Annotated in this window: 24 protein-coding genes; 16 read left to right on the forward strand and 8 right to left on the reverse strand. The window is 66.4% G+C overall.

Annotated features, from left to right (window positions below):
• The first annotated feature begins 37 nt into the window (after positions 1-37).
• From MUU56_RS24605 to mazF, 3 genes are all read left to right on the forward strand, one after another.
• Positions 38-2110: a caspase family protein gene (locus MUU56_RS24605; protein ID WP_244769915.1), complete on the forward strand. Its 2073-nt coding sequence runs from the start codon at positions 38-40 to the stop codon at positions 2108-2110.
• A gap of 70 nt (positions 2111-2180) precedes the next feature.
• Positions 2181-2444, forward strand: a complete 264-nt coding sequence (mazE, locus tag MUU56_RS24610) for a type II toxin-antitoxin system antitoxin MazE (RefSeq protein ID WP_244769916.1) — start codon at positions 2181-2183, stop codon at positions 2442-2444.
• Complete coding sequence (mazF, locus tag MUU56_RS24615; protein WP_244769917.1) at positions 2444-2803, forward strand: type II toxin-antitoxin system toxin MazF; 360 nt, start codon at positions 2444-2446, stop codon at positions 2801-2803. The genes mazE and mazF overlap by 1 nt, the downstream gene beginning before the upstream one ends.
• Positions 2804-2843: 40 nt before the next feature.
• On the opposite strand, the gene MUU56_RS24620 is transcribed toward mazF, so the two are convergent.
• The 5 genes from MUU56_RS24620 to MUU56_RS24640 form a co-directional block, all read right to left on the reverse strand.
• Positions 2844-4937, reverse strand: a complete 2094-nt coding sequence (locus tag MUU56_RS24620) for a S9 family peptidase (protein WP_244769918.1) — start codon at positions 4935-4937, stop codon at positions 2844-2846.
• Between the two features lie 68 nt (positions 4938-5005).
• Positions 5006-5440 carry a DUF6691 family protein gene (locus tag MUU56_RS24625; protein WP_244769919.1) on the reverse strand — a complete coding sequence of 145 codons (435 nt, stop codon included), beginning with the start codon at positions 5438-5440 and terminating at the stop codon, positions 5006-5008.
• On the reverse strand, positions 5437-5847 hold the full coding sequence (locus MUU56_RS24630) for a YeeE/YedE family protein (protein WP_244769920.1): 411 nt from the start codon (positions 5845-5847) through the stop codon (positions 5437-5439). The genes MUU56_RS24625 and MUU56_RS24630 overlap by 4 nt, the downstream gene beginning before the upstream one ends.
• A complete protein-coding gene (gene bigR / locus MUU56_RS24635; protein ID WP_244770098.1) occupies positions 5844-6152 on the reverse strand; it encodes a sulfite-sensing transcriptional repressor BigR in 309 nt (102 codons plus the stop codon). Before bigR ends, MUU56_RS24630 begins: the two co-directional genes overlap by 4 nt.
• A gap of 133 nt (positions 6153-6285) precedes the next feature.
• On the reverse strand, positions 6286-7413 hold the full coding sequence (locus MUU56_RS24640; protein ID WP_244769921.1) for an AI-2E family transporter: 1128 nt from the start codon (positions 7411-7413) through the stop codon (positions 6286-6288).
• A gap of 165 nt (positions 7414-7578) precedes the next feature.
• Here MUU56_RS24640 and MUU56_RS24645 point away from each other — a divergent pair, with 165 nt between their 5' ends.
• Positions 7579-7989 carry a DUF930 domain-containing protein gene (locus MUU56_RS24645; RefSeq protein WP_398432500.1) on the forward strand — a complete coding sequence of 137 codons (411 nt, stop codon included), beginning with the start codon at positions 7579-7581 and terminating at the stop codon, positions 7987-7989.
• 627 nt (positions 7990-8616) lie between these two features.
• Here the strand turns inward: MUU56_RS24645 and MUU56_RS24650 are convergent.
• Positions 8617-9486 (reverse strand): VOC family protein, encoded by an 870-nt coding sequence (locus MUU56_RS24650; RefSeq protein WP_244770100.1) that lies wholly within the window; start codon positions 9484-9486, stop codon positions 8617-8619.
• A gap of 304 nt (positions 9487-9790) precedes the next feature.
• Here MUU56_RS24650 and MUU56_RS24655 point away from each other — a divergent pair, with 304 nt between their 5' ends.
• Complete coding sequence (locus MUU56_RS24655; protein ID WP_064329474.1) at positions 9791-10114, forward strand: TraR/DksA family transcriptional regulator; 324 nt, start codon at positions 9791-9793, stop codon at positions 10112-10114.
• Between the two features lie 121 nt (positions 10115-10235).
• Positions 10236-10895 carry a PAQR family membrane homeostasis protein TrhA gene (trhA, locus tag MUU56_RS24660; protein WP_244769923.1) on the forward strand — a complete coding sequence of 220 codons (660 nt, stop codon included), beginning with the start codon at positions 10236-10238 and terminating at the stop codon, positions 10893-10895.
• 50 nt (positions 10896-10945) lie between these two features.
• On the opposite strand, the gene MUU56_RS24665 is transcribed toward trhA, so the two are convergent.
• Positions 10946-11446, reverse strand: a complete 501-nt coding sequence (locus MUU56_RS24665; protein WP_244769924.1) for a hypothetical protein — start codon at positions 11444-11446, stop codon at positions 10946-10948.
• A gap of 230 nt (positions 11447-11676) precedes the next feature.
• On the opposite strand from MUU56_RS24665, the gene MUU56_RS24670 reads away from it, so the two are divergent.
• Positions 11677-12180, forward strand: coding sequence for a GNAT family N-acetyltransferase (locus MUU56_RS24670; RefSeq protein ID WP_244769925.1), 504 nt, complete (start codon positions 11677-11679; stop codon positions 12178-12180).
• Between the two features lie 34 nt (positions 12181-12214).
• On the opposite strand, the gene msrB is transcribed toward MUU56_RS24670, so the two are convergent.
• Complete coding sequence (gene msrB, locus MUU56_RS24675; protein ID WP_244769926.1) at positions 12215-12622, reverse strand: peptide-methionine (R)-S-oxide reductase MsrB; 408 nt, start codon at positions 12620-12622, stop codon at positions 12215-12217.
• 139 nt (positions 12623-12761) lie between these two features.
• Here msrB and MUU56_RS24680 point away from each other — a divergent pair, with 139 nt between their 5' ends.
• The 9 genes from MUU56_RS24680 (at position 12762) to mnhG (ending at position 19640) form a co-directional block, all read left to right on the forward strand.
• On the forward strand, positions 12762-12995 hold the full coding sequence (locus tag MUU56_RS24680) for an AbrB/MazE/SpoVT family DNA-binding domain-containing protein (protein WP_244769927.1): 234 nt from the start codon (positions 12762-12764) through the stop codon (positions 12993-12995).
• 3 nt (positions 12996-12998) lie between these two features.
• Entirely contained in the window at positions 12999-13415 is a 417-nt protein-coding gene (locus MUU56_RS24685) for a type II toxin-antitoxin system VapC family toxin (protein WP_244769928.1), read from the forward strand.
• A 113-nt stretch (positions 13416-13528) separates the two neighbouring features.
• Positions 13529-15853, forward strand: coding sequence for a putative monovalent cation/H+ antiporter subunit A (locus MUU56_RS24690; protein WP_244769929.1), 2325 nt, complete (start codon positions 13529-13531; stop codon positions 15851-15853).
• A gap of 235 nt (positions 15854-16088) precedes the next feature.
• The gene (locus tag MUU56_RS24695; RefSeq protein ID WP_244769930.1) at positions 16089-16508 is read left to right on the forward strand and encodes a Na(+)/H(+) antiporter subunit B; all 420 of its coding nucleotides are present in this window, start codon (positions 16089-16091) and stop codon (positions 16506-16508) included.
• Positions 16508-16885, forward strand: coding sequence for a Na+/H+ antiporter subunit C (locus MUU56_RS24700; protein WP_244769931.1), 378 nt, complete (start codon positions 16508-16510; stop codon positions 16883-16885). Before MUU56_RS24695 ends, MUU56_RS24700 begins: the two co-directional genes overlap by 1 nt.
• A 17-nt stretch (positions 16886-16902) precedes the next feature.
• Positions 16903-18444, forward strand: coding sequence for a Na+/H+ antiporter subunit D (locus MUU56_RS24705; protein ID WP_244769932.1), 1542 nt, complete (start codon positions 16903-16905; stop codon positions 18442-18444).
• A 1-nt stretch (position 18445) separates the two neighbouring features.
• The gene (locus MUU56_RS24710) at positions 18446-18919 is read left to right on the forward strand and encodes a Na+/H+ antiporter subunit E (protein WP_244769933.1); all 474 of its coding nucleotides are present in this window, start codon (positions 18446-18448) and stop codon (positions 18917-18919) included.
• A complete protein-coding gene (locus MUU56_RS24715) occupies positions 18919-19284 on the forward strand; it encodes a cation:proton antiporter (RefSeq protein ID WP_244769934.1) in 366 nt (121 codons plus the stop codon). Before MUU56_RS24710 ends, MUU56_RS24715 begins: the two co-directional genes overlap by 1 nt.
• Positions 19284-19640, forward strand: coding sequence for a monovalent cation/H(+) antiporter subunit G (gene mnhG / locus MUU56_RS24720; protein WP_244769935.1), 357 nt, complete (start codon positions 19284-19286; stop codon positions 19638-19640). The genes MUU56_RS24715 and mnhG overlap by 1 nt, the downstream gene beginning before the upstream one ends.
• The last annotated feature ends 256 nt before the right edge of the window (positions 19641-19896 follow it).

The raw sequence follows: 19896 nt of genomic DNA on the forward strand, positions 1-19896 counted from the left end.
TTGCCGGCGAGCCGGGACCGTGTCTCGGGAGGGTATCGTGCAGCGGAATGTCCATCGGTGGGTCGCGGCGCTTGCCGCCTGTCTTCTTCTCCTCGTCGCGCCGGCCGCCGTCGCCGCCGAACGCTACGCGCTCCTCATCGGCAATGCCGAATACGAGGACGCCGAGCCGCTGGAAAATCCGCTCAACGACATCGACCTCGTGGGCGAGGCGCTGGAGCGGGTGGAGTTCGACGTGACGCGCGTCACCGATGCCGACCATCTCGGCATGCTCTCCGCGCTCAACAATTTCACGCGGCTGGCGGAGAAGGCGGAGGACCCGGTGCTCTTCGTCTATTTCTCCGGCTATGCGGTGCAGATCGACGGCGACAATTTCCTGCTGCCGGTCGATGCCTCCGGCCGCACCGTGACGGGCCTGCGCAACCGCTCGCTGCCCGTCTCCGAGATCACGAAGACGCTGCGCGGGCTCGGCAAGGGCCTCAAGGTCGTGCTCTTCGACGCGGCGCATGAAAACCCCTTCCTCACGCTGCGCGACATCCCGGACGGGCTTGCCGAGCCGAAGGACGCCGGGGACGTGCACTATGCCTATGCCGCCGCGCCCGGCACCGCCTACGACTACGAGGGAACGCCGATCAGCCCCTTCGCCTCGGCCTTCGTCGATGCGATCAGCATTCCCGGCATCGTGCTGGAGGAGGCCTTCCGCAAGGTGAGCGAGATCGTCAAGGAGCGCAGCAAGGGCCGGCAGGAGACCTGGCAGAGCGATGCCGACTACGGCAAGTTCGCCCTGAGCCCGAAGGACGACAAGGTCGACGAGGCCGAGATCGCCTTCTACGAATTCGCCGCGCTCGCCGACAACCGCGAGGCCTACGACCGCTATCTCGGCCGTTATCCCGAGGGCGTCTTCGCCTATGTCGCCAAGCGCAAGATCGACCTTCTCGCCGGCCGCTTTTCCCGCGACCACGAGGATGGCGGCGAGATGCCCTATCTGACGGTCTCCAACGACCGGCGCGATCCCTGCGGGCGCATCACCTTCGGCGATTACGCGCAGGACCGCCGGCTCTCCGACGTCTACAAGGACGGCCAGCTGGTGCTGATCGACGTGCGCTTCTGGTATCCGCCGGAAGGCTGCGACTATCTCTCCTACTTCACGACCGTCTATTCGCACGAGCGGCTGCGCAACGTCATCACCGCGGCGAGCATCCCCGAGCGGCGCATCTATGTCGGGAGCCGGGACGATCTCAGCCCCAGCGAGGAACGCGCGATCTACGACTATTTCGACGAGGATCGCCGCGGCTACGCGCAATCCCTGATGTTCCGCGCGATCAACGAGGAACGCCGTCACAGCCTCGGCGTCGCGATCAAGACGCCGGACGACAGGGCCCGCGAATATGTCGACGAGGTGGACTGCGGCGACGGGTGCCTGCGCGTGCGCGGCCTCGTGCGCCTGCGCGACAACAGCGTGCGCGCGCTGGAGGACTACGAGTTCGACTTCGTCGACGTGCGCCGCCTCGGCCTTTACGACAAGTACCGCGCCGCGCTGCGCGACTTCCCGGAGGACGAGCATGCGGGGAGCAGTGATGCCGCCCTGGGTGTGAAGGCGGACGACTATGCGGCGGCGGGCGGCGCCGTGAGCCACGAGACGAACGCCTATGGCGAAACCGCCGCCTCCGGCCATGACGACGGCTACGGCAAGGACGCCGACCCCTACCGCGCCGTGCGCACGGTCGGCGGCTGGGAGGTCGTCGCCGACTTCTCCGGCGACCGCCGCTTCCTGAACTGCCGCGCCACGCGCCGCGGCGAGGGCGGGCGCCACGCCGCCTTCCGCTGGTACGACGACGGCCACGTCACCTTCGGCTTCCAGGACACGGCCTACGACTACCGCGACGACTACACGAGCGATGCGCGATACTGGATCGACGACGGCGAGGGCTACGACATCAAGGGCAAGGCCTACGGCCACCAGGAGATCGCCTACGACCTCGGCCGCGACCGCTCGGTGATCGACGCGCTGAAGCGGGGCAACCACATCCGTATCGGCGACGTGCGGACGAGCCTGAAAGGATCCAGCGCCATGCTGAGCGATCTGCAGGCCTGTGTGGGGGCGTTCCGGTAGGGGCGTCGCCTGCTCTTGCGGTGGGCCGAGTATGTGCTATTTTCGTAGCACATACTCGGAGATGCCCTGCATGAGCAATACAGCGAAAATCCGTCGGCAAGGCGGTGCGACCGTCTTCAGCATTCCGCCTGCGCTTCTGAAGATGCTCGGTGCCGAAGTCGGCACGGAACTGACCTTGACCGTTGACAACGGCTCGCTCATCGCGACGCCTGCCCAGCCCCGCAAGCGATACACGCTGGCACAGCTTCTGGAAGGAGCTGACGAAATGGCCGACCTGAACAAGCAGGCCGCTGCCTGGCAGGGCGGTTCCCGTGTCGGCAATGAAACATTCTGATGGTCCGCAGCAACATCCCGAAGCGTGGTGATGTGTTCATCGTCGACCTGAACCCGGTCGTCGGGAACGAGATGAAGGACGAACATCGCTGCGTGGTGATCACGCCCCGCGAGATCAACGCCGTCGGCATGTGCCTCGTCGTTCCCATCACGACGGGCGGTGCATTCGCCCGTAGGGCAGGCTTGGCGGTGAACATTTCAGGCCACAGGACGACGGGCGTTGCGCTTTGCAACCAGGTACGCGGGCTGGATATCGTCGAGCGCGTGAAGAACAGGACCGCCCGCTTCGTCGAAACGCTGGACAGTTACACGACAGATGAGATCGCCGCCCGCGTGGTGAGCATGATCGACCCCGCATGAGGCATCCCGCGGGCGAGGCTTGCCCGCCCGCGGGACGGGATCACATCTTCCCCGCCACCTTGATCGCGAAGGCATATTCGAAGGCGATCTCCTCCAGGCGCTGGAAGCGGCCCGAGGCGCCGCCGTGGCCGGCGCCCATATTGGTCTTGAGGAGGATCGGTTCGGTGCCGGTCGTCTTTTCGCGCAGCCGGGCCACCCATTTGGTGGGCTCCCAGTAGGTGACGCGCGGGTCGGTGAGGCCGGAAAGCGCGAGGATGGCGGGGTAGGGCTTCGCGTCCACATTGTCGTAGGGCGAGTAGCTGGCCATCAGCTGGTAGAAATCCCTGCTCTCGATCGGGTTGCCCCATTCCGGCCATTCCGGCGGGGTCAGCGGCAGCGTATCGTCCAGCATGGTGTTGAGCACGTCGACGAAGGGCACGGCGGCGATGATGCCGCCGAACTTTTCCGGCGCCATGTTGGCGACCGCCCCCATCAGCATGCCGCCGGCCGAGCCGCCCTCGGCGACGATCTTCGCGTAGGACGTGAACTTCTCCTCGTTCAGATAATCGGCCGCGGCGATGAAGTCCTTGAAGGTATTGGTCTTCCTGTCCATCTTGCCGTTCTCGTACCAGGCAAAGCCCTTGTCCTTGCCGCCGCGGATATGGGCGATGGCATAGACGAAGCCGCGGTCGACCAGCGACAGGCAATTGGTGTTGAACCCGGCGGGGATCGTGATGCCGTAGGCGCCGTAGCCGTAGAGCAGGCACGGCGCTGAACCGTCGAGCGGCGTATCCTTGCGGTAGAGCAGGGTGACCGGCACGCTCTCGCCGTCCGGGGCCGGCGCGAAGACGCGGCGGGTGACGTAGTCCTCGATCGTGTGGCCGGAGGGCACTTCCTGCGTCTTCAGGAGCGTGCGCTCGCGCGTCGCCATGTCGTAGTCGAAGAGCTGCGAGGGCGTGGTCATCGAGGAATAGGAGAAGCGGATGACGTCGGTGTCGTATTCCGCCGCGCCGGAAAGGCCGAGCGAATAGGCCTCCTCCGCAAAGGCGATGGCGTGCTCCTCGCCGCTTTCCCGGTCGCGCACGACGATGCGCGGCAGGCCCTCGTGGCGCTCCAGCCAGACGAGGTGGCGGGCAAACGCCATGTGGTTGAGGATCAGCGTGCCCGGCCGGTGCGGCACGACCTCCGTCCAGTTCTCCCGGCCCGGCGCCGTCACCGGCGTCTGCATGATCTTGAAGTCCTTGGCGCCGTCGGCATTGGTGAGGATGTAGAAGACGTCGCCGCCCTCGGTCATCGAATATTCGAGCCCCGTCTGGCGCGGCGCGACGACGACCGGGTTGGCGAGGAGGTCCTTGGTGGAGAGCAGGCGGTATTCGCTCGTCTCGTGGTCGTGGATGTCGATATAGATGAAGTCGTCGATCAGCGAGCCGCCGACCGACATGAAAAAGCCGGCATCCTTCTCCTCGTAGACGAGGCGGTCGTTCTCCTGCCGCTCGCCGAGGATGTGGTGGAAGATCTTCGACGGGCGGTGGTTCTCGTCAAGCGCGGTGTAGAAGAAGCTCTTGGCATCCGGCGCCCAGACGCCGTCGCCGCCGGTATTGGCGAGCTCGTCGCTGCGGTCCTCGCCGGTTGCAAGGTCGCGCACCTTCAGCGTGAAATATTCCGAGCCCTTGTCGTCATAGCCCCAGATGCCGAGCGAATGGTCGGTGGAATGATGGATGCCGGACAGGCGGAAATAGTCCTTGCCCGCCGCCTCCTTGTCGCCGTCGAGCAGGATGGCCCGTTCGCCGCCCTCGCGCGGCTCGCGGAAATAGCGCGGCTGCTCGCCGCCGGTGACATAGGCGGTGCCGTAGGCGAAGGGGCCGTCCTTCACGGGCACGGAGCTGTCGTCCTCCTTGATGCGGCCGCGCATCTCGGCAAACAGCACCTTCTGCAGCGCCTCCGTATCGGCCATCGCGGCCGTCATATAGGCGTTCTCCGCCTCCAGATGCGCGCGGATCTCCGGCTGGAGGATGGAGGGGTCCTTGAACATCGCCTGCCAGTTCTCGTCGCGGAACCAGGCATAGTCGTCGGTGCGGGTGATGCCGTGGCGGGTATCGGAGACCGGCTTCTTGGCGGCGACGGGGGCGGCGGGCAGGTTTTTGAAGACGGGCAAGGGATCACTCCGGCAAATCGGTAGGCGGGACCAGAGAGATAGAGAGCCCGGCGGCCTGCATCAAGCGCTCAGCCCGCCCGGCGGGCGAAAAGCCGGTCGTGCAGCACCATGCCCGCCACCATGCAGGCGACGAAGAGGAGGGGTTCTGCCCGGCCGAGCGAAAGGGCGGCCAGCGCCGGGCCGGGGCAGAAGCCGCCAAGCCCCCAGCCGAGGCCGAACAGCGCCGAGCCGAGGATCAGTCTGCGGTCGACGGGGCGGGTGTCGGGCAGGTGGAAGCCCTCCGCGAAGGCCGGGCGTGCCAGGCGGCGCACAAGGACGAGGCCGAGCATCATGACGGCGACGGCGCCGCCGAGCACGAAGGCAAGGCTTGGATCCCAGGCGCCGGCAAGGTCGAGGAAGCCCTGCACGCGCGCGGGGTCCAGCATGCCGGAAAGGGCAAGGCCGAGGCCGAAGAGCGCGCCGCAGCCGAGCGCGGACAGGATTTGCGGGAGGGAACGGGTCACAGGCCGGAACTCCGCAGGAGCGCGACGGCGAAAACGCCGGCAACGAGGAAGCTGGCGACGGCGGCGAAGGAGCGCGGCGAAAGCCGGGCAAGGCCGACGACGCCGTGGCCGCTGGTGCAGCCGCAGCCCATGCGCGTGCCGAAGCCGACGAGGAGGCCGGCGGCGGCGATGAGCGGCAGCGGTGCGGCGATGGTGACGGCCGGCCAGCCGCCGGCAAGGCCGCGGTAGAGGACGGGGCCGAGAAGGAGGCCGGCGACGAAGGCGGCGTTGACGGCGACATTGCTCCCCTCCGCGAGCCGGCCGACAATTCCGCTGATGCCGGCGACGCGGCCGTTGAGGACGAGCAGCAGCGCGGCGGCAAGGCCGATCAGCATGCCGCCGAGAAGGGCGGGAAGATAGGCGGTCATGGGCTTTCCCCGTCCGTGCAGAAGATCGTGTAGAGCGCGCCGACGAGCCTTGCGGCCTTTTCGGCGGTGAGGCGGTAGAAGATCTGCTTGCCCTTGCGGCGCGTCTCGACGATGCCGGCCTCGCGCAGCACGTTGAGCTGCTGGGAGAGCGTCGGCTGGTGGATGCCGAGCCGCCGTTCGAGGTCGCCGACGAAGAACTCGCCCTCGACCAGGGTGCAGACCAGCATCAGCCGGGCCGGGTGGGCGAGCGTCTTCATCAGGCCTGCGACCTCCGCCGCCCGCGCCTCCATGGCCTGCGGCGGCATGGTCCCGGCGACGCCGGGCGGTCTGGTCGTGCTCACGCGGGGATCCCTTCCAGCCGTCGCCCAAAACATTATACATTTTCATATAATGTATAATGTTCATACGCAAGCGGGCTGGCGAGGGTGCGGCGGTTTGTCAGCCGGGCAGGCTGCGGCGGGCCTTGCGCTTGGCGGGGCGCAGCTCGTCGGCGATGGTCATGCCGATGATGGAGAGGGGCAGGGCGAGCATGGCGCCGGCCGCGCCCCACATCCAGGTCCAGAAGATGATGGCGGTGAAGATGATGAAGGCGTTGACCTCCAGCCGCTTGCCCATCACGGCCGGCATGACGAGGTTTTCCATGGCCAGGTGCACGAGGAAGAAGGCGAGCGCCGGCAGGAGGCCCATCACCAGCGTCTCGTGCGTGAGAAGGCCGGCGGTGGCGAGCGCGATGGTCATCAGCGTCACGCCGAGGAAGGGCACGAACGAGGAGAGGAAGGCGAAGAGCCCCCAGAGCACGGGCATGGCCAGCCCGCCGCCCCAGGTGATGAGGGCGGTGACGACGCCGAGCGCGCCATAGACCAGCGCCGCGGTGGCGAAATAATAGCCGAGCGCGCTGTCGATGGCGTTCATGACGCGGATGGCGGCGAGCCGCTGGCCGCGGCGCGGGAAGGCCATGATGAGCATCTGGCGCAGCTTCAGCCGCGCGGAGAGGAAGAGCACCAGCGCGGCGAAGAAGATCATGCCCTGCAGCAGGGCGGGGGTGAGGCTGGCCGAGAGGATGCCAAGGATGCTGCCGGTGTTCTCCAGCACCTTCTCCATCGACATCTGGCCGCTCTCGAAGGTCTGCGGGCTGATGTTCAGCCAGCCGAGGCGGGAAAAGAGCGGCGTGATGCGATCATACGCCCCGCGCACCAGGTCGGGTGCGTTGGCGGCAAGCTGGGTGATCGGATCGGCAAGCAGGCCGGCGATGAAGAAGACCCCGAAGCCGAAGGCGCCGGCCAGGAGCAGCGCGGTCGGCAGCGGGGGAATGCCGAGGTCGGTGAGCTTTTCCGCCGCCACGCCGAAGATGAGGCCCGTGACGACCGCCAGCGACAGCGGGATGAGGATCGGCGCCATGAGATAGACGACGGCCATGGCCATGATCGCGAAAATGCCGATGGCCGCCCAGGCCGCGGCAATGTCCAGCCCGTAGCGGCGGGGCGCGCCCTCCGAAAGGTCCTTTTCGATGTCGAGGCTGCCCCGCAAGAGCCGCCGTTCGGCCGGTTTTCCCGATATGTCATGCATGGCGCATCCCCCGTTTTCCGCGCCGGAAACGCGCGAGGAAAGCGGAAGTTCCACCGCCTGCGGCTTGAAACCTCTGGTGGGTTGCCAGCGTCGCGAAATCGACATATTGCCCGTTAACCCCGAATTAAGGTGTCGGAAATGACGCCACGAAGAGGAGGCCGACAGTTGAAACGGCAGGCAGGCGGGCTTTTCATCGCCCTTTGCACCCTGGCGCTCGCGCCGCTCTGTTCATCGCCCGCGCTGGCGCTCGATGCGCGCGTGCGCAGCCAGCTTCAGAAGCTGACGCCGGAAGAGCGGCTGGAACAGCGCTGCGACATCGAGGCGATGGACCAGATCAGCGACGCCAAGGGCGGCTTTCGCCCGGACAAGGTGATCGCCTATGCCTTCGGCGATCCCAAGCTCGACGGCACGACGATCAGGACGAAGGGCGCCGTCTTCCGCAGCGGCGGCGAATGGTATCGCCTTTCCTACAAATGCGAGGCGAGCGCCGACCGCCTGGAGGTCAACGCCTTCAAGTACCGCATCGGCGACGTGGTGCCGCACGAGGACTGGGCAGCGCATTATCTCTACGACTGAGGGTGCGGGGCGGCCGGGAAGGTGGTCGCGGAGCCGATCCTGTGGGGTGAGGATTTCCCCTTTGCCCTGCCGGGCATCTCCCCGTTGAGGGCAGGCGAATTGCATATGACAGCACGCTGCTGCTTTCCCCTTCTCCCCCGCGGGGAGAAGGTGGCCCGAAGGGCCGGATGAGGGGGTGGCTCGGACAAATCCTTTACGCCTTCGACCTCCCCCTCATCCGCCTGCCGGCACCTTCTCCCCGCGGGGGAGAAGGGGATGGGGCAACGGTTTCCTTCCATAGGCGATTGGACCAAGGGGGGACTGGATGGAACACCGTTTCATCGTTCTTAGCGCCGGAGTTTGAGCAAGGTCTCCTCCTTGTGGGCAGGCGAATTGCATATGGAATGAGACGACGCGTCCTGCCCCTTCTCCCCCGCGGGGAGAAGGTCGCGGCAGCGGGATGAGGGGGTGGCGCAGACGTCAGGCGGTGTGCAAGCCCCCTCATCCGGCCCTTCGGGCCACCTTCTCCCCGCGGGGGAGAAGGGGAAAGCGGCAGCGTGCTGTCCATATGCAGTTCGCCTGCCCTCAACGGGGAGATGCCCGGCAGGGCAGAGGGGGGCAACCCTTCACCGTTTCTTGGCCAGGCCTTCAGGCCGAGAGCCTGAGGCCGATGCCCCAGGGGTCGACGAGCGAGACGGTGTCGCCGCTGCGCGTCGTCGGGATCGCCAATGCGTCCAGCTTGTCCAGTGCCGTTTCCAGCCTGGCCGGTTCGTTGAAGCGGATCGTGTAGTCGGCAAGGCCGGTCATGCCGGGCCGGCGCTTCGGCTGGCCGCGCGAGTTCCACACATTGGCCGCGACATGGTGGTGGTATTTTCCGGTCGCGAAGAAGCTGGCGCCCGGATAGGTCGCCATGATGTCGAGGCCGAGCACGTCGCGGAAGAAGGCGTCCGCCTCCGGCATGTCAGAGACCTGCAGGTGGATGTGGCCGATGGCGGTGCCGTTTTCCTGGCCCGTCCAGCCGTCCTTCGGCGCCTCGTCGTAGAGCGCCTGCAGGTCGAGCCGGTGCGTCGCCATCTTCACCGTGCCGTCCGGCACATAGGTCCATTCGGAACGGTCGCGGTCGCGATAGACCTCGATGCCGTTGCCTTCCGGGTCGTCGAGATAGATCGCCTCGCTGACGAGATGGTCGGAGGCGCCGGTGAGCGGCACGTTGTTGTGCGCGGCATGGGCGAGCCAGCGGCCGAGTTCCCTGCGATCCGGCACGAGGAAGGCGGTATGGAACAGGCCCGGCGCGTTGCGCGGCGCGCGGGCGGCATTGCTGCCCGTCGTCAGCGTCAGAAGCGGCCGGCCGGCAACGCCGAGCGTTTCGCCCGAGGCCGACTTCTCGAGCACCGAAAGGCCCATGCCCTGCTGGTAGAAGGCCGAGAGCATCGGCAGGTCGATCACCGTCAGGTGCGAATGGTCGACGAAGGCCGGCATCTCGACGGCGTGGCTGGTCGTGGTGGTCGTATCGTTCATGGGGGCGGTCTCCGCGCGGCTGGGGCCGGCCCTGGTGGCGGCGATGCCCGCGGCGGCGGCGCCGAGGAATGTCCGTCTGTCGAGGTCCGTCATGGTTTGATCCCTGTCTCGGTTTCCCCTGGAAACCGTTCTGTCGGAAGGGAATATGGCGGAGCGGCGGCGTTCACGAAAGATGGTGTTTCGGCGATTTACCGTCAATGTGGTGTTGACGATCCGGGTACGGGAACTTGATTCCGATCAATGTCGTTTTTCAGGTACGATGCCATTTTCGGCGCATGATCGGAAACGAAGGGAGACCGGTATCGTGACGGACCTGGCGCAGTACAAGGACATTCTGGAGACCCGCAAGCGCGAGCTCTACCGCCGCCTCAACAAGATCGAGAAGGATCTCGACACGCTGAAGAGCGGCGACAGCGCCGACCGCGCCATCGAGCGGGAGAATGACGAGGTGCTGGAGGAATTCGGCACGACCGGCCTCAAGGAGCTGGGCGCCATCGACGCCGCGCTCGACCGCATCGCGGCCGGCACGTTCGGGCTCTGCGCCAAGTGCGGCGCGCCGATCTCCGAGGCCCGCCTCGCCGCCGTGCCCCATGCCGCGCTCTGCGAGGAATGCATCGCGCAGCAATGAGGCATCCTCTGGCTCGACCCGAGGGTTCATCTCACACGGCAAACTTTTGTGATCCGCGCACACCCTTGCCCCCTGCCTCCAAACGCGCCACCATGGCCCGACAGACAAGGCAGGGCCGGCAGTGGTGGAGATCAAGGGCGTCAAGTGGAACTATGACCGGGTCGAGGTGATCGCCGACGGCATCGTGCATGGCGTCGGCGTGGTCCTCGCGCTGATCGGCGTGACGGCGCTGATCTTCTATGCCACCGTCTGGGCGACGAGCGGGCAGCTGGCGGCCGCCTGGGTCTACGGTATCGGGCTCGTCGTCGCGCTCGCCACCTCCTTCGCCTACAATCTCTGGCCGGTCTCGAAGGTCAAGTGGCATCTGCGCCGCTTCGACCATGCGGCGATCTTCGTGCTGATCGCCGCCACCTACACGCCCTTCCTGCAGCGCGGCATCGACGATCCGCTGCTGGCCGGCATGCTTGTCGGCATCTGGCTGATGGCGGCGGCGGGTATCGCGCTGAAATTCCTCTTTCCCGGCCGCTACGACCGGCTGGCGATCCTCATCTATCTCGCCATGGGCTGGAGCGGGGTGCTCGCCGCCGGGCCGCTGACGACGCATCTTTCCACGGCCACGCTGACGCTGATCGTCGCCGGCGGCGTGCTCTATTCGGTCGGCGTCATCTTCCATGTCTGGGAGAAGCTGCGCTTCCAGAACGCCATCTGGCACGCCTTCGTCGTCGCCGCGGCCGCCGTGCATTATTCGGCGGTGCTGACCAGCGTCGTCTCGGGCGTCTGACGGCCTTTCTCGCTGCGATTGCGGCCGCAAGGCCCTGCGCTGGACTTGCTCTATTGCGCCGCTGGGGCGGCGCCCTGCGCGCTCGTGCAGCCCTCGGCCGGCCGCAGCGATTTCACCAGTCTCCCGACGAACGGCGAGATCTCCGCCTTCATCGACTGCGGGTATTCCAGCACGAAGGAGGCCGCGGCGTCGTCGCACAGCGCGATGATCCGGTGGTAGAGGATGGAATCGACGAGCGTGCCGGAAAGGCTTGCCCAGCCCGTCGTCTGCCGGTCATAGCTGAGGTCCCAGCCCTCCTGCAGATATGTGGTCCGCCGGTCGGCGACCTCTTCCCCGAACGGCCCGGTCGCCAGGTGGTTCGCCCAGATGGAGAGCCTCGCCTCGCCCTTCGCATAGGTCCGCCCGTCGCCATTGTCGGCTTCCTGCACGAGCGTGAAACCGGGCGGGATCTCCACCGCAAAGCCGAAGCGGGCATTGACATAGGGCTCCCAGCCCTGCGCGAAGGCGGCGCCGGGGAGGGCGAGGAAAAGAAGAAGGAGAAAGCGTTGCACGATCGGCTACTCGTTGATGGCGTCCCTTGGGGAACGGACAAAGGTGGGCGTTTCTTCACCCGGCAACCACTGCCGGAGTTCCCGAAGCGATTCCGTTTCAAGGAATTGCGCAGCGCTTTTAAACTGTTGCAGCACCCTTCGCGCGTCAAGTTTGCGGCGCGGCGCCGGAATGCAGGCTGGACAGCTTTCCCGCTCCTCCTGTATGGCAGGAGGCAGAACCGGGGGGAACCATGGACATCACGATACGCGACGCCGTGGAGGCGGATCTTCCCGGCATCATGGACATCTACAACGATGCCGTCGCCAACACGACGGCGATCTGGAACGAGGCCATCGTCGACCTCGACAATCGCAAGGCCTGGTTCTCCGCCCGCCGGGAGCGCGGTTTCCCGGTGCTCGTCGCCATGCGCGGCAAGCAGGTGATCGGCTATGCCTCCTATGGCGACTGGCGGGCCTTCGACGGTTATCGCCACACGGTCGAGCATTCCGTCTATGTGCGCGGCGATTGTCGCGGCACCGGCACGGGCAAGCGCCTTCTCAAGGCGCTGATCGACCGGGCAGGCTTCAACGGCATCCATGTCATGATCGCCGGCATCGAGGCGGAGAACGCCGCCTCGATCAAGCTGCACGAAAAGCTCGGCTTCCGGGTGGTCGGCCGGTTCAGCGAGGTCGGCATCAAGTTCGGCCGCTGGCTGGACCTGACCTGCATGGAACTCAAGGTTCCCAAGCGGTAGGGCCGGCCGGCCCGAGACCGCCTTTCCGCGCGCCTCAATCCGGATCGAAGCGGAGCGCCACGCCGTTCATGCAGAAGCGCAGGCCCGTCGGCGGCGGGCCGTCCGGGAAGACGTGGCCGAGATGGGCGTCGCAGTCCGAACAGCGGATCTCCGTGCGCGTCATGCCGTAGGAATAATCGGAATGGTCGCTCACCGCGCCGGGCTCGATCGGCTGGTAGAAGCTCGGCCAGCCGGTGCCGGAATTGAACTTCGCCTCCGACCGGTAAAGCGGCCTGTCGCAGCAGATGCAGCGATAGGTGCCCTTCTTGGAAAGGTCGAAATCGGGGCTGGAGAAGGCGCGTTCCGTGCCGTGCTCGCGCGTGATGCGGAACTGCTCCGGCGTCAGGATCTCCCGCCACTCGTCCTTCGTCTTGTTGACCTTCAACGTCTTCGTGTCGCTCATCGCGTCCTCCTGTCGGTGCATAGATAGGGTGCCGGTGGCGGCAAGACAATCGTCGGCTGTGTTCCATTGCGGGATTGGCAATCGTGCGGTTTGTGGCGTAGGGTAATACCCGTTTTCAACAGGGTATTACTGAGGTTTCATGAGCACGACGGTGACGAGCAAGGGGCAGGTGACGATCCCCAAGGCCGTGCGGGATTTTCTCGGCATCGGCCCCGGCAGCAGGGTCGAATTCCGCAGGGTCCGGGACGGCAGCATTGTCGTGGTGCCGCTGGACGACGCCCGACCGGAAAGCCGGTTCGCCCGCCTGCGGGGTCAGGCCGGCAAAGGGATGACGACGGACGAGATCATGGCGCTGACGCGCGGCGACGATTGACCCATGTTTCTGGTCGATACGAACGTCCTGCTCGACCTCGTGACGGAAGACCCGGTCTGGGCCGCGTGGTCGCAGGCGGAGCTGGAAGCCGCCGCGCTGCTCGGTCCTCTCGGGATCAACGATGTCGTCTATGCCGAGCTTTCGGTGCGCTACCGCGATATTGCCGATCTCGATGCGATGATCGCGCTTGCGGAACTGGACCATCTGCCCATGCCGCGGCAGGCGCTTTTTCTTGCCGGAAAGGCCTTCCAGGCCTACCGCAGGACCGGCGGCAGCCGGACGGGCGTGCTGCCGGATTTCTTCATCGGCGCCCATGCCGCGGTCGCCGGCCTGACCTTGATCACGCGCGATGCCGCGCGATACCGTACCTATTTCCCGAACCTTGCCGTGCGCACGCCCGATGCGCGTGAAGGTGGGTAAAACGTCGCAGGTTTGTCGTTCAAGGGTGGCGGTTTTCCTTCCGGCGACGTAGAACCGGCGATCTGAAAAAAAACACGGCACGACGGGCAAAGCCCGCGCATGAGGGAGAGGGGATGCTACCAGACACGATGGGCTTGACCTTCCTTGCCTTCTGTCTGCCGTTTCTCGGCGCGCTGGTCGCGCCCGCGCTCACGCGGATCCTCGGGCACAATGCCGCCTGGCCTCTGGCGCTGGTGCCGGCGGCGATCTTCCTGCATTTCCTCGGCTTCAATGCGGAGGTCGCGCGCGGCGAGATCGTCACGGGCGGCTATGCCTGGGTGCCGTCCTACAATGTCAGCTTCTCCTGGCTGATCGACGGCCTGTCGCTCGCCTTCCTGCTCTTGATCTCCGGCATCGGCACGCTGATCGTGCTCTATGCCGGCGGCTACCTGAAGGGCCACCCGCACCAGGGGCGGTTCTTCTCCTTCATCCTGATGTTCATGGGCGCGATGCTCGGCCTCGTCGCCTCCGACAGCTTCCTGATGCTCTTCGTCTTCTGGGAGCTGACCTCGATCACCTCCTTCCTGCTGATCGGCTTCGACCATGCGCGGGAGGCCGCGCGCCGCGCCGCGCTGCAGGCGCTGGTCGTCACCGGCGGCGGCGGGCTCTTCCTTCTGGCGGGGCTGCTGCTGCTGTGGAACGTCACCGACGTCACGCAGCTGTCGCTTCTGATGTCCTTCGGCGCGGAGGTGCGGGCAAGCCCGTTCTACCTGCCGCTGCTCTTCCTCATCCTCGGCGGCGCCTTCACCAAGTCGGCGCAGTTCCCGTTCCATTTCTGGCTGCCGAACGCCATGGAGGCGCCGACGCCCGTCTCGGCCTATCTCCATTCGGCCACCATGGTGAAGGCCGGCGTCTACCTCCTGATGCGGCTAAACCCCGTGATGGGCGACACGCCCGCCTGGGAGACGATCCTGCCGGCCTTCGGCGGGCTGACGCTCATCGTCGGCGCGGTGCTCGCCATCCGCCAGAGCGACCTGAAGCTGATGCTCGCCTATACGACGGTCGCCTCGCTCGGCCTTCTCGTGATGCTGACCGGCTTCGGCTCGCAGCATGCAGTGGCCGCCGCCGCGCTCTATCTCGTCGCCCACTCGCTCTTCAAGGGCGCGCTCTTCATGGTCGCCGGCCTCATCGACCACGAGACGGGCACGCGCGACATCACCCGGCTCGGCGGGCTCAGGCGGGCGATGCCCGTCACCTTCCTTGCCGCGCTGCTCGCCTCGCTCTCCATGGCCGGCCTGCCGCCCTTCTTCGGCTTCCTCGCCAAGGAGGAGATCTATGCGGCGCTTGCCGGCGGCAGCCTGCGCGCCGTCGCGTTCACCGCCGCGGCCGTCGTCGGCAACGGGCTGATGTTCGCCGTCGCCTTCGCGGTGGCGCTGAAACCGTTCCTCGGCGCGCCGGTCAAGACGCCGAAGCATGCGCATGAGGGGCCGGCCCTCCTGTGGATCGGCCCCGTGCTGCTCGCCGTCAAGGGGCTTGTCATCGGCCTCTTCTCCGCCGCCGCCCATGCCCTGCTGACGTCGCCGCTCGCCTCCGCCATTGCCGGCAAGCCGCAGACGGTCACCATTTCGGCCGTGCCGCATCTCGGCCTCGCGCTGGCGCTGTCCGTCGTCACCATTGTCTTCGGCATCGCCGTCTTCCTCTTCATCGACAAGGCGCGCGCGGCGGCGAACCGGCTGGTCGAGGATATCGGCTGGGGACCGGACCGTGGCTTCGACCAGGTGATGACGGGCCTCGTACGCGCCGCCGCGGCGATCACCCGCCTCGTCCAGCCCGGCCGCATGGAAATCTACATGACGGCGACCTTCGCGGTGATCGCGCTGGCGCTGCTCGTGCCGCCCGCCGTCTATGGCGAATGGCCGCGCCTGCCGGTCTGGCCGGCCGACATGCCGTTCCACGAACTGGCGGTCATGGCGCTCGCGGTCCTCGGCATCGGCGCGGTGCTGACGGCGCGCAATCGCCTGACGGCCATCGTCGCGCTCGGCATCCAGGGCTTCTGCGTCGCATTGCTCTTCCTGCTGTTCGGCGCGCCGGACCTCGCCTTCACGCAGTTCATGATCGAGACGCTGTCGGTCGTCATCCTCGCCCTCGTCATGACGCGGCTGAAGCTGACGCCGCGCGACCACCGCCCCTTGCGCGAGAAGATCCCGGACGCGGTCATCGCCATCGCCTGCGGCCTCGGCTTCTCGCTCTACCTCCTGAAGGTCACGCAGGGCCGGTTCGACACGGCGCTCACCGATTTCTTCAACCTCTATTCCAAGACGATCGCGCATGGCGCCAATGTCGTGAACGTCATCATCGTCGATTTCCGCGGCACGGACACGCTGGGCGAGATCGCCGTCGTCATGGTGACGGGCCTGGCGATCCTGTCGATCATCCGCATCCGCAAGGGGAGGGCGTGATGGGCAGGGTCTTTGGTCGCCGTCCTCAGAGGCAGAGCAATGCCATTACCCCCCTCTGCCCTGCCGGGCATCTCCCCCACAAGGGGGGAGATCGGCAGGAGGCCAGAACCTTGCTCGATCAGCAACGCCGCAGACGGGCGAAACTTCGCTCCATCCAATCTCCCCCCCTGTGGGGGAGATGTCCGGCAGGGCAGAGGGGGGTGTCCCCGCACGTCCCAGCGAAAGGCCGGCGCCCATGACCACGCTCATCTTCCGCACCGTCGCCCCGTTCCTTACCGCGCTCATGGTGCTGTTCTCACTCTTCGTGCTGCTGCGCGGCCACAACGAGCCGGGCGGCGGGTTCATCGGCGGGCTGATCGCCGTCTCGGCCTTCGCGATCTACGGCATCGCCAACGGCATTGCCGCCGTGCGCAGGGCGCTGTGGTTCCATCCGATGGCGATCTCGGCCTTCGGGCTCTTCATCGCGGCGATCGCCGGCCTGATGTCGATCTTTTTCGCCGTGCCCTTCATGACGGGGCTCTGGGTCTATCCGGTCATCCTCGGCGTCGAGATCCCGCTTTCCAGCGTCATGCTGTTCGATACCGGCGTCTATCTCGTGGTGGTGGGCGCGATCACCTCGATCGCCCTGGCGCTGGAAGCGGAGGAGGACGCCTGATGGAAGTACCCTTCGTCCTCCTCATCGGCCTGTTCTTTTCCGCGGCCGTCTATCTGATGCTGTCGAAGTTCCTGGTGCGCGTGCTGCTCGGCGTCGTGCTGCTCGGCAATGCGGTGAACCTCCTCATCTTCACCAATGGCCGCATCCTGCGCGAGGTGCCGCCGATCATCCCGGCCGGCCATGACGTGCCGAAGGCGCTCACCGCCAATCCGCTGCCGCAGGCGCTCATCCTGACGGCGATCGTCATTTCCTTCTCCTTCTTCGCCTTCCTGCTGGTGCTCGTCTACCGCGCCTACCAGGACCTCGGCACCGACAACGGCAACGAGATGCGCCTGGCCGAACCGGAGAACGATCCCCTTCCGCCGACCGGCTACTGACAGGAACCGACCCGCCAATGGCCGTAACGCCGACCGATCTTTCCGCAGCCCTCGTCATGACCCCGGTCGCCCCCGCCGACTGGCTGGTCGTGCTGCCGCCCGCCTGGTGCATCCTGGCCGGCGCGGTGCTCCTGATGGCCCGCAAGTCGCTGCACCTGCAGGGCTTCCTCGCGGTCCCCGCGCTGGCCGTGCTGGTGCTGCTCGATGCGCTGCTGCTTGCCCATGTTGCGGAAAACGGTCCCGTGATGATGGTCATGGGCCGCTGGCTGCCGCCCTTCGGCATCGCGTTCACGGCGGACCTGACCGGCGTGCTCTTCGCCCTTGCGGGCGCCGTCGTGGCGCTTGCCGGCGCCGTGCACGCGCTCACCGATATCGACGGCAGCGGCCGGCGCTACGGCTTCTATCCGTTCCTGCTGCTGCTGATGGCCGGCGTTTCCGGCGCCTTCCTGACGGGCGACATCTTCAACCTCTATGTCTGGTTCGAGGTGCTGCTGATCTCGTCCTTCGGCCTGATCACGCTCGGCTCGGAGCCGCGGCAGATCGACGGCGCGATCAAGTATGCCTTCCTGAACCTCATCGCCACGACGCTGTTCCTGATCACGACCGGCTATCTCTACGGCATCTTCGGCACGCTCAACATGGCCGACATCGCCACGAAGGCGGCGGCGGGCCGCGCCGAGCTGCCGCTGATGACGCTCGCCATGCTCTACCTCACCGCCTTCGGCATGAAGGCCGCGGCCTTCCCGGTGAATTTCTGGCTGCCGGCCTCCTACCACACGCCGCGCATCGTGGTGTCCGCGCTGTTCGCGGGCCTCCTCACCAAGGTCGGCATCTATGCGCTGCTGCGCACGCTGATCATGCTCTTTCCCGTCGAGCGGGAGGAACTTAGCTTCGTCATCGCGCTCACCGGCGCCGCCACCATGCTCCTCGGCGCGCTCGGCGCGCTCGGGCAGAACGACATCCGCCGGCTGCTCGGCTATCTCGTCATCTCGGGCATCGGCATCATGCTGGCCGGCCTGTCGCTCGGCAGCCCGGGCGGCACCGGCGGGGCGATCTTCTATGCGCTGCATTCCATGGTCGTGATGACGGGGCTCTACATGGCGGCGGGGCTTGCCGGGCGGCTTTCCGGCACGTTCGATCTTTCCCGCCTCGGCGGACTTTATACGCGCTCGGCGCTGTTCTCCGCGCTGTCGCTGGTGCTGTTCTTCGCCGTCTCCGGCCTGCCGCCGTTCTCCGGCTTCTGGCCGAAGGTCATGGTGGCCAAGGCGGCCATGGATATCGGCGCCTGGTGGCTGGCGGCGGTGGTCTTCCTCAGCGGCTTCCTGACGACCATCGCGGTCGGCCGGGTGTTTCTCTTGGCCTACTGGCGCCCGGCGGACGGGGCCCTTGCGGCAGAGGCCATTCCGGCAAGCGCGCTGCTGCCGCTTGCCGTGCTCACCGTGCTGACGGTGGTCTTCGGCCTCTTTCCGGATGCGCTGCTCTCGACCATCCAGCTCGCCGCGCAGGGGCTGGCCGATCCGCGGGCCTATGTCGGCTCCGTCTTTCCGGGAGGCAACTGACATGCGGCCCGCCTTCACCGTCGCCCTGTTCGCGCTCGCCTGGCTTGCCGTCTCCGGCAGCTTCACCATCCCCAACCTCTTGCTCGGCATCGTCGCGGGCGCCCTGTCGCTCGCGCTGATCCGCGATCACATCCGCCCGGACGGAAGGCGCATCCGGCCGCTGAAGGTGCTGTCGCTCCTCCTGCTGTTCATCAAGGAACTGGCGCTCTCCGCCTGGAAGGTGGCGGTGCTGGTGGCGAGCCCGAAAATGGCGCTGAAGCCCGGCATCTTCGCCTTTCCGCTGACGGTCGACCGGGATTTCGAGATTACGCTGCTCGCCAATCTCATCACGCTGACGCCGGGCACGCTCTCCGTCGACGTCTCCGCCGACCGCAAGGTGCTCTACGTGCACGCGCTCGACTGCTCCGATCCCGTCGGCGCGCGGCGGGACATCGCCGGTGGTTTTGAGAAGAAGATCCTGGAGGCTTTCCGCTGATGGATGCCGAAACCGTCATCTCCGCCGCCGCCACGATCGCGCTCTTCCTGATGTGCGCGGCCTTCTTCCTGACGGCCTACCGGGTCGTCAAGGGGCCGACGCTGCCGGACCGCATCGTCGCGCTCGACATGCTGGTGGCCATCGCCATCGGCTTCATCGCCGTCCTCGCCATCAGGACCGGCTTCAACCTCTATATCGACATCGCCATCGCGCTCGGCCTCGTCGGCTTCCTCGCCACCGTCGCCTTCGCGCGTTTCGTGCTGCGCCAGGGCATGGAGGCGGACGAACCGGCGGCAGGCGGCGAAAGCCCCGTCCGCAAGGGCGTGCGGCAGGGCAAAACGGCCAAGGCAAGGAGGCGGCGCTGATGCTGGATCTCGTTCTCGCGGTCGTCGTCGCCATCATGCTGGTCGCCGGCGGCATCTTCACCTTCCTGGCGGCCCTCGGCATCGTGCGCCTGCCGGATGTCTATACCCGCATGCACGCCGCCTCGAAGGCCGGCACGGTCGGCTCCGGCCTCATGCTCTTTGCCGCCGGCTTCCATTCGCTCGATGCGGCGATCTTCACGCGGGCGCTCGCCGGCTTCGTCTTCTTCGTGCTGACGGCGCCGATCGCCGCCCATCTCGTCGCCAGGGCGGCCCACGAGGCCGGCTATCGCCTCTCGCGCCATACTGTGCTTGACGAGATGCGCGATGCGCGCGAACGCGGCAACAAGAAGCGTTGATAAAGGGTTGAACGCCCAGTCCTCAGAAATTGTAGTATCCACTAACTTTTAGTGGCTTGCCTTTTCTATTGAAAGCTTCCGTTTTGTCTTCACAAAATAATACTGGACAATGAATTGTGGAATGGTATTTCAGACGAAGTAAAGCATCCGGGTTGAATAGGCTTGTATGCGGTTTTCCTGTTTAAGTTGAGTTCGAGCCGTATCTATGCCCATGAGGTATATGCCGGCAGGAGCTGGCGCATGACACGGCGGCCGC

It is taken from the genome of Shinella yambaruensis (genome assembly GCF_022899355.1).
Taxonomy (GTDB): Bacteria; Pseudomonadota; Alphaproteobacteria; order Rhizobiales; family Rhizobiaceae; genus Shinella; species Shinella yambaruensis.

Coding starts and splice junctions, on each gene's coding strand:
- MUU56_RS24680 (WP_244769927.1), top strand. CDS start 12,762: ATGAGCACGACGGTGACGAGCAAGGGGCAGGTGACGATCCCCAAGGCC.
- mazE (WP_244769916.1), top strand. CDS start 2,181: ATGAGCAATACAGCGAAAATCCGTCGGCAAGGCGGTGCGACCGTCTTC.
- MUU56_RS24690 (WP_244769929.1), top strand. CDS start 13,529: ATGCTACCAGACACGATGGGCTTGACCTTCCTTGCCTTCTGTCTGCCG.
- MUU56_RS24710 (WP_244769933.1), top strand. CDS start 18,446: ATGCGGCCCGCCTTCACCGTCGCCCTGTTCGCGCTCGCCTGGCTTGCC.
- MUU56_RS24650 (WP_244770100.1), bottom strand. CDS start 9,486: ATGAACGATACGACCACCACGACCAGCCACGCCGTCGAGATGCCGGCC.
- MUU56_RS24715 (WP_244769934.1), top strand. CDS start 18,919: ATGGATGCCGAAACCGTCATCTCCGCCGCCGCCACGATCGCGCTCTTC.
- MUU56_RS24640 (WP_244769921.1), bottom strand. CDS start 7,413: ATGCATGACATATCGGGAAAACCGGCCGAACGGCGGCTCTTGCGGGGC.
- MUU56_RS24685 (WP_244769928.1), top strand. CDS start 12,999: ATGTTTCTGGTCGATACGAACGTCCTGCTCGACCTCGTGACGGAAGAC.
- msrB (WP_244769926.1), bottom strand. CDS start 12,622: ATGAGCGACACGAAGACGTTGAAGGTCAACAAGACGAAGGACGAGTGG.
- MUU56_RS24630 (WP_244769920.1), bottom strand. CDS start 5,847: ATGACCGCCTATCTTCCCGCCCTTCTCGGCGGCATGCTGATCGGCCTT.
- mnhG (WP_244769935.1), top strand. CDS start 19,284: ATGCTGGATCTCGTTCTCGCGGTCGTCGTCGCCATCATGCTGGTCGCC.
- MUU56_RS24670 (WP_244769925.1), top strand. CDS start 11,677: ATGGACATCACGATACGCGACGCCGTGGAGGCGGATCTTCCCGGCATC.
- MUU56_RS24705 (WP_244769932.1), top strand. CDS start 16,903: ATGGCCGTAACGCCGACCGATCTTTCCGCAGCCCTCGTCATGACCCCG.
- MUU56_RS24695 (WP_244769930.1), top strand. CDS start 16,089: ATGACCACGCTCATCTTCCGCACCGTCGCCCCGTTCCTTACCGCGCTC.
- bigR (WP_244770098.1), bottom strand. CDS start 6,152: ATGCCGCCGCAGGCCATGGAGGCGCGGGCGGCGGAGGTCGCAGGCCTG.
- MUU56_RS24700 (WP_244769931.1), top strand. CDS start 16,508: ATGGAAGTACCCTTCGTCCTCCTCATCGGCCTGTTCTTTTCCGCGGCC.
- mazF (WP_244769917.1), top strand. CDS start 2,444: ATGGTCCGCAGCAACATCCCGAAGCGTGGTGATGTGTTCATCGTCGAC.